General features: G+C 25.3%; 3 protein-coding genes. All 3 read right to left on the bottom strand.

Annotated elements, in window-relative coordinates; all coding sequences use genetic code 11:
* Nucleotides 1–213 precede the first annotated feature (213 nt).
* Complete coding sequence (locus RMO83_RS07390) at nt 214–657, bottom strand: sensor of ECF-type sigma factor (RefSeq protein ID WP_310559035.1); 444 nt, start codon at nt 655–657, stop codon at nt 214–216.
* 3 nt (nt 658–660) lie between these two features.
* Complete coding sequence (locus tag RMO83_RS07395; protein WP_310559036.1) at nt 661–1,074, bottom strand: hypothetical protein; 414 nt, start codon at nt 1,072–1,074, stop codon at nt 661–663.
* A gap of 30 nt (nt 1,075–1,104) precedes the next feature.
* Nucleotides 1,105–1,378 (bottom strand): sigma-70 family RNA polymerase sigma factor (locus RMO83_RS07400; RefSeq protein WP_310559037.1); only part of this gene is annotated, 274 nt, incomplete at its 5' end.

Raw genomic sequence — 1,378 nt, forward strand, 5'->3', positions numbered from 1 at the left:
TGCTGCAGGAAAAAATTGTATATTAAGTTTGAAGTTTGAATAGAAAAATTAATAATTTATTAACTTAAATCTATTAAACATTTCATTTCTTTGATAAGTAAGATTATTCAAAACATAAAAAAATTGCAAAAAGTCGTTAAGTTTTTAATTATTTGGGGAAATAACTATTGGTTTCTTAACGACTTTGCAATTAACAATCAAAACTTAAAAAAATTAATCTTTATTTCGATATTGTTGCAATAATTTCTTACTAAAGTTGTCTTCTGCACGTTTTAGTTTTAATAATTTTATCGGCGACAATATTCCTTTTAAATTTGTAATTAGTTTTTTGCGATTTTGAAACAACTCTTCCTCTGTGTTTTCTAATTGATTCATCAAATTGATTGCTTCTTTATCTGACATTTTTTCTAGATCTTCATCACTCATTCTATTGATTATCGATTTAGTTTTTGTACCTCTAATTTCTTGTTGTTTTGCTTCAAAAACATTAAACACAGGCCAGAATTTTATTGATTCGTCACTTGTCAATGACAACTCATTGGTTATAAAAGCAACTTTCAATGCTTTAATTTTTTCTTTTTTTTCTTGATTTGGTTGCGCATTTGTATTTAAAACAAATAAAATTATTGCAAACAAAAATATATTTATCTTCTTCATTTTTTAATTTATTAGGTATTCTTCAAGATTTTCATTTCCTGAAAGTTCGTTTTCTATTGTTTTATCTTCAATGTTCATATCGATTTTTATTTTTTGAATATCATCATCAGTCAATAAATCTGCAATATCATGATCATTAATTGATGTGTTGCTCGCTAAATAATTTTCTAAAACTAAATTTTCAATCTCGTTTGATTTATTAAAATATTGATTCAAGACTGGAACACTAATTGCTAAAACCAAAACTGCAGCAACTGCATAAATCCAAGTTTTGCGTTTTTCGTAAATTGGAATTACTTTAATTTCTTTCTCTGGTAAATTATTTAATAATCTTTCAGAAAAATTTTCAAAATAGTTGTCTGGAATTTTAAATCCAGATTCGATTTTAGGGAAGTTATCTAATTTAAAGGGTTTCATGATAATTTGACTGTTTTTATTTAAAAAGGTTTAATTAGATTTTAAAAAATCTTCAATTTTTTTTGTTGCAATATGATATGATGCTTTCAACGCACCAACCGAAGTTCCTAAAACACTCGAAATTTGTTCGTATTTTAACTCTTCAAAATATTTCATTTTAAAAACCAATTGTTGTTTTTCTGGAAGAATTGCAATGGCTTTTTGTAATTTAATCTGAATTTCTGAACCTTCAAAATAAACATCGGCTTCAAGATTGTCAACAATTTTCGATTGCATTTCTTGACTTGTTGTATTGTGTTTTTTG

Origin of the sequence: Flavobacterium sp. (genome assembly GCF_031423415.1) — a bacterium.
GTDB lineage: Bacteria > Bacteroidota > Bacteroidia > Flavobacteriales > Flavobacteriaceae > Flavobacterium.

What these genes read in the sequence shown, in the direction of transcription:
- RMO83_RS07390 (WP_310559035.1), bottom strand. Translation starts at nt 657, where the DNA reads ATGAAGAAGATAAATATATTTTTGTTTGCAATAATTTTATTTGTTTTA.
- RMO83_RS07395 (WP_310559036.1), bottom strand. Translation starts at nt 1,074, where the DNA reads ATGAAACCCTTTAAATTAGATAACTTCCCTAAAATCGAATCTGGATTT.